Origin of the sequence: Burkholderia sp. Ac-20349 (genome assembly GCF_017104865.1) — a bacterium.
Classification (GTDB): Bacteria; Pseudomonadota; Gammaproteobacteria; order Burkholderiales; family Burkholderiaceae; genus Burkholderia; species Burkholderia aenigmatica.
This window is the reverse complement of record NZ_JAAGPM010000253.1, coordinates 1-5543: the sequence shown is the minus strand read 5'-3', so window position 1 is coordinate 5543 and position 5543 is coordinate 1. Positions and strand designations below refer to the sequence as shown.

The window sequence follows — 5543 nt, the reverse complement described above, 5'->3', positions numbered from 1 at the left end:
CGCGGGCAGGCCGCCCGCGCCATACGGAAAGACGTGACCGGCGGCCGTCAGCTCGACGGCTTGCGCGTCAGGATCGGGGCGAGCTGCGCGCCGTTCGGGCTGCCGAGGCCCGTGCACGCATCCCAGCGCTGGCAGCGGCGGCGGTATCGACGGCCGGCTGCGATGCGATCAGCGCGGCCTGGGTCTGGCCGTTCTGTTCGTTGCTGCTGCTGGCCTTCGGGAACACACCCGTGATCGCGGCCGTCGCCGCGAGGCTGGCGACGATGACGGCGCCGGCGGCGGTGGCGATGAGCGGGTGGAGGCGTTGCTTTTGCGGCGTGGTCTGATTCTGGTTGTCCATTTTTTTCTCCGATGTCGATCCGGATCGGCACATCGGTGCCGGGCCGGACCCCACGCTCGGGAGCGAGCAGACTTGGCGTTCCTGCGCCTCGTTCTGGTCCCGTGGTCATGCGTGGTGACGCAACAGGAGTGTCATCCACCGGCGCGCGGCGCACCGTATCAAGGTGTAACGAATTGCAGCGGGGCGCAGGCGGTCGTTACCGGGAAAACCCGGAGAAGGCCGTTACGACGAGGGGATAAAACGGGGGAGGATCGAAACCCGGCGGACGCCGGCTGGCGGGATTTACGCGTCGTTACAAAGCTGACGCGTGCGCGCCGCAGGGCGCGGCGCACACGCGGGCGCGGCGATCAGTCTTCGCGGCGCAGATGCGGGAACAGCAGCACGTCGCGGATCGTCGGGCTGTCGGTCAGCAGCATCACGAGACGGTCGATGCCGATCCCGCAGCCGCCGGTCGGAGGCATCCCGTATTCGAGCGCGCGGATGTAGTCGGCGTCGAAGAACATCGCTTCCTCGTCGCCCGCATCCTTCTGCTCGACCTGCTTCTTGAAACGCGCGGCCTGGTCTTCCGGATCGTTCAGCTCCGAGAAGCCGTTCGCGATTTCGCGGCCGGTCATGAACAGCTCGAAACGCTCGGTGATGCCCGGCACCGTATCCGATGCGCGTGCGAGCGGCGACACCTCGACCGGGTAGTCGATGATGAAGGTCGGCTCCCACAGCTGCGCTTCGGCCGTTTCCTCGAACAGCGCGAGCTGCAGTGCGCCGATGCCCGCGTTCAGGAACGCCGGCTGCGATACGTCGACGCCGAAGCGCTTCAGCTCGGTGCGCAGGAACGCGTCGTCCGACAGCTGGCCGTCGGTGTAGTCCGGTGCGTACTTCTGGATCGCCTGCGTGATCGTCAGGCGGTGGAACGGCTTCGCGAGGTCGAGCTCGCGGCCCTGGTACTGGATCGTCGCGGTGCCGAGCGCATCGATCGCCGCCTGGCGGATCAGTTGCTCGGTGAAGTCCATCAGCCAGCGGTAATCGGTGTACGCGGCGTAGAACTCCATCATCGTGAATTCCGGGTTGTGACGCGGCGACACGCCTTCATTCCGGAAATTGCGGTTGATTTCGAACACGCGTTCGAAGCCGCCGACGATCAGGCGCTTCAGGTACAGCTCCGGCGCGATGCGCAGGAACATCTGCATGTCGAGCGCATTGTGATGCGTGACGAACGGCTTCGCGGCCGCGCCACCCGGGATCGGGTGCAGCATCGGCGTTTCGACTTCCATGAACTCGGCGTTGTCCATGAACTTGCGGATCGACGCGATCGTCTTGGTGCGGGCGCGGAACGTGTCGCGCGTTTCCGGCGTGACGATCAGGTCGACGTAGCGCTGGCGGTAGCGCATTTCCTGGTCGGACAGGCCGTGGAACTTGTCCGGCAGCGGGCGCAGCGCCTTCGACAGCAGGCGCAGTTCCTTGCACTGGACCGACAGCTCGCCCTTGTTGGTGCGGAACAGCACGCCGCGCGCCGCGACGATGTCGCCGAGGTCCCACTTCTTGAATGCGTCGTAGGTTTCCGCGCCGACGTCGTTCGGCGTCACGAAGAACTGGATCTGACCCGAACCGTCCTGCACCGTCGCGAAGCTCGCCTTGCCCATCACGCGCTTGAGCATCATGCGGCCGGCGACCGACACCTCGACCGGGTTCGCTTCGAGCGCGGCCTTGTCCGAGTCGGCGAATTTCGCCTGCAGGTCTGCTGCGTGGTGCTCGGGCCGGAAGTCGTTCGGGTAGGCGACGCCTTGCTCGCGCAGGGCGCGCAGCTTCTCGCGGCGCTCGGCGATGATCTGGTTTTCGTCCGCCGTGACGGCGGGCTGCGTTTGGGTCGGTTCGGTCATGATGGTCGGAATTCGGAGTGGGTGCGGCAACGCAAACGGGAAGGGCAAGGGGGCGCGACCCGGCAGGGCCGCGCCACGGCGCTTACACGCCCTGTTTGAGGCTCGCGCTGATGAAGTCGTCGAGGTCGCCGTCGAGGACAGCTCGCGTGTTGCTCATTTCGACGTTCGTGCGCAGGTCCTTCACGCGGCTCTGGTCGAGCACGTACGAACGGATCTGGTGGCCCCAGCCCACATCGGTCTTGCTCGATTCGAGCTTGTCCTGCTCGGCCTGGCGCTTGCGCATTTCAACTTCGTACAGGCGCGATTTCAGCATCGCCATCGCTTCTGCGCGGTTGCGGTGCTGCGAGCGGTCGTTCTGGCACTGCACGACGATACCGGTCGGCATGTGCGTGATCCGCACCGCGGAGTCGGTCTTGTTGATGTGCTGACCGCCCGCGCCCGATGCGCGGTACGTGTCGATGCGCAGGTCGGCCGGGTTGATCTCGACTTCGATCGAGTCGTCGATTTCCGGATACACGAACACCGACGAGAACGACGTGTGGCGGCCGCCCGACGAGTCGAACGGCGACTTGCGCACGAGGCGGTGAATGCCCGTTTCGGTGCGCAGGAAGCCGTATGCGTATTCGCCCGAGACCTTGACCGTCGCGTTCTTGATGCCGGCGACGTCGCCGTCGGACTCTTCGAGCACTTCGGCCTTGAAGCCCTTGCGTTCGCAGTAGCGCAGGTACTGGCGCAGCAGCATCGACGCCCAGTCGCACGCCTCGGTACCGCCGGCGCCGGCCTGGATGTCGATGAAGCAGTTGTTCGGGTCGGCCGGGTTCGAGAACATCCGGCGGAACTCGATGTCGCCCACGCGTGCCTCGAGCTTCGCGGCGTCTTCTTCCGACGCGACGAGGGTGTCCTCGTCGCCTTCCTCGCGGGCCAGCTCGAACAGGTCGAGCGCGTCGCGCAGGTCGCTATCGAGCGCGGTCAGCGTCGTGACGACGCCCTCGAGCAGCTTCTTCTCGCGACCGAGCGCCTGGGCGTTCTTCGAATCGTTCCAGACGTTCGGGTCTTCGAGTTCCTTGTTGACTTCGGTCAGACGCGCAGCTTTGGCGTCGTAGTCAAAGATACCCCCGAAGCTCGCCTGCGCGGTTGCGCAGGTCGAGCAGGGAGCTTTCGATCGCGTTGAGACGTTCCGCTTCCATGATCGTTCGCTATTCTTGCTTCGTAAAAAAGCGGAATTATAGCCGATCGGCAGGGTTGCCCGGTGACGCAAACGGCGCTCGCACGCGTGCCGCGGCCCCGTCCGGCACGGTGCACGTGCCGCGGCGGGCATCGCGGGCCGGGCGGCCCGCGCTCAGCCGGCCGCGTGTTCGACGATCAACTGGACGCGCGTGACGCCATTCCACGTGTCGGCGACGAGGCGGTACGCGACCAGCGCGCTCTCCGGCAGCGGCTCCGTGTGGTTGAACCAGATCGCGCTGAAACGCTGGCGGCCGCGCGCCAGCTGCAGCTTCAGATGCTTTTCCTTCACGAGCGACTGGGACACGACGTCGAATTCGCCCGAGAAAAGCGGGGCCGGAAAGCCTTGCCCCCAGACGGCCTCGTCGAGCAGTCCGACGAACTGCGGCGTGAAGTACGCGTCCTCGAGTTCGCCGTCGGTTTCGATCACGCGGGCGAGCGCGTCGTCGGACAGCCATTCGCGCGCGACGGCCTCGAACGCGGCGGCAAAGCGCGGCACATTCTCGGTGTCGAGCGTGAGGCCGGCCGCCATCGCATGGCCGCCGAACGCGACGATCAGGTCCGGTTCGCGCTTCGACACGAGGTCGAGCGCGTCGCGCAGGTGGAAGCCGGGAATCGAGCGGCCGGACCCCTTGACCCGCTTGCCTTCGTCGTCCGCGTGGGCGAACGTGAACGACGGGCGGTGGAATTTTTCCTTGAGCCGGCCGGCGACGATGCCGATCACGCCCTGGTGCCACTCGGGGTTGAAGAGGGTGATCGTGCATGCGTCGGCCGGATCGACGTCGGCGAGATCGGCGAGCGCCTGCTGCTGCATGCCGGCCTCGATCTCGCGGCGCTCGCGGTTCATCACGTCGAGCTGCTGCGCGAGATCCCATGCGCGGCCGATGTCGTCGGTGATCAGGCACTCGATCCCGAGCGACATGTCGGACAGCCGCCCGGCGGCGTTCAGGCGCGGGCCGAGGCCGAAGCCGAGGTCGAAGCCCGACGCCGTGCGTGCTTCGCGTGCGGCGGCGCGGAACAGCGCGGCGATGCCCGGCTGCATGCGGCCGTTGCGGATCCGCTGCAGCCCCTGTGCGACGAGCACGCGGTTGTTGCCGTCGAGCCGCACGACGTCGGCGACGGTGCCGAGTGCGACGAGGTCGAGCAGGCCGTCGAGGCGCGGCTCGGCTTCCTTGCTCGCGAAGGCGCCGCGGCGGCGCAGCTCGGCGCGCAGCGCGAGCAGCACGTAGAACATCACGCCGACGCCCGCGAGGTGCTTGCTCGGGAACGCGCAGCCGGGCTGGTTCGGGTTGACGATCGCGCGTGCGGCGGGCAGCGCGTCGCCGGGCAGGTGGTGGTCGGTCACGAGCACGTCGATGCCGCGCGCGTTCGCGGCTTCGACGCCCGCAACGCTCGCGATCCCGTTGTCGACGGTGATCAGCAGGTCGGGCTTGCGCGCGGCCGCGAGTTCGACGATCTCGGGCGTGAGGCCGTAGCCGTATTCGAAGCGGTTCGGCACCAGGTAGTCGATCTGCGCGCCGAACATCCGCAGGCCGCGCACTGCGACCGCGCAGGCGGTCGCGCCGTCGCAGTCGTAGTCGGCGACGACCAGCAGGCGCCGCTTGTCGGCGATCGCGTCGGCGAGCAGCGACGCCGCGTCGGCGCAGCCTTTCAGCTCGGTGGGCGGGACGAGGCGCGCCAGCGCGGTCTCGATGTCGGCGGGGGACTGCACGCCGCGCGACGCGTACAGGCGCGCAAGGACGGGGTGCAGGCCGTGGCGCGCGAGCACTTCGGCGTCGGCGGGCGCGACGGGGCGGGTAACGATCCGGGTCATACGGGGTCTGCTTGTTATTCGAACAGGGAGGCCAGCGCGCGGCGGCGCCAGAATTTGCGCAGGTCGCCGCGCGTCGCGTGCAGCGTCACGGAACTCGTGTCGCCGCACAGCGTGAAATCGACGCTCGCGAGCGCGCCGGATTGCAGCGCGGCGAGGACCGGCGCGAACCAGTCGCGCTCGAGCGCGGCGAGTCCGTCGTGCCAGCGCGCCCAGTCCTGCTCGATGAACGGGGTGGTCAGCGCGGGCAGTTCGACGAGCGTCGCGCCGTCGGCGGCGGGCAGCGTGCCGAACG

The 5543-nt window shown here is 67.8% G+C and carries 3 protein-coding genes and 2 pseudogenes; all 5 read right to left on the bottom strand.

What is annotated here, in order from left to right; all coding sequences use genetic code 11:
* Positions 1–106: 106 nt before the first annotated feature.
* Positions 107–340 (bottom strand): annotated as a pseudogene (locus G3N61_RS37755) (hypothetical protein); the annotation flags it as partial.
* 347 nt (positions 341–687) lie between these two features.
* A complete protein-coding gene (gene lysS, locus G3N61_RS37750) occupies positions 688–2214 on the bottom strand; it encodes a lysine--tRNA ligase (protein WP_043190322.1) in 1527 nt (508 codons plus the stop codon).
* Between the two features lie 82 nt (positions 2215–2296).
* A protein-coding gene (gene prfB, locus G3N61_RS37745) for a peptide chain release factor 2 (RefSeq protein WP_105392842.1) occupies positions 2297–3401 on the bottom strand; the annotation gives its coding sequence in 2 pieces (ribosomal slippage) (positions 2297–3319 and positions 3321–3401; 1104 coding nt in all).
* A gap of 152 nt (positions 3402–3553) precedes the next feature.
* A complete protein-coding gene (recJ, locus tag G3N61_RS37740; protein WP_205824964.1) occupies positions 3554–5251 on the bottom strand; it encodes a single-stranded-DNA-specific exonuclease RecJ in 1698 nt (565 codons plus the stop codon).
* A gap of 14 nt (positions 5252–5265) precedes the next feature.
* A pseudogene (locus G3N61_RS37735) lies at positions 5266–5543 on the bottom strand (regulator); the annotation flags it as partial.

Excerpts from the sequence above, each read along its gene's own strand:
- lysS (WP_043190322.1), bottom strand. The coding sequence starts at position 2,214 with ATGACCGAACCGACCCAAACGCAGCCCGCCGTCACGGCGGACGAAAAC.
- recJ (WP_205824964.1), bottom strand. The coding sequence starts at position 5,251 with ATGACCCGGATCGTTACCCGCCCCGTCGCGCCCGCCGACGCCGAAGTG.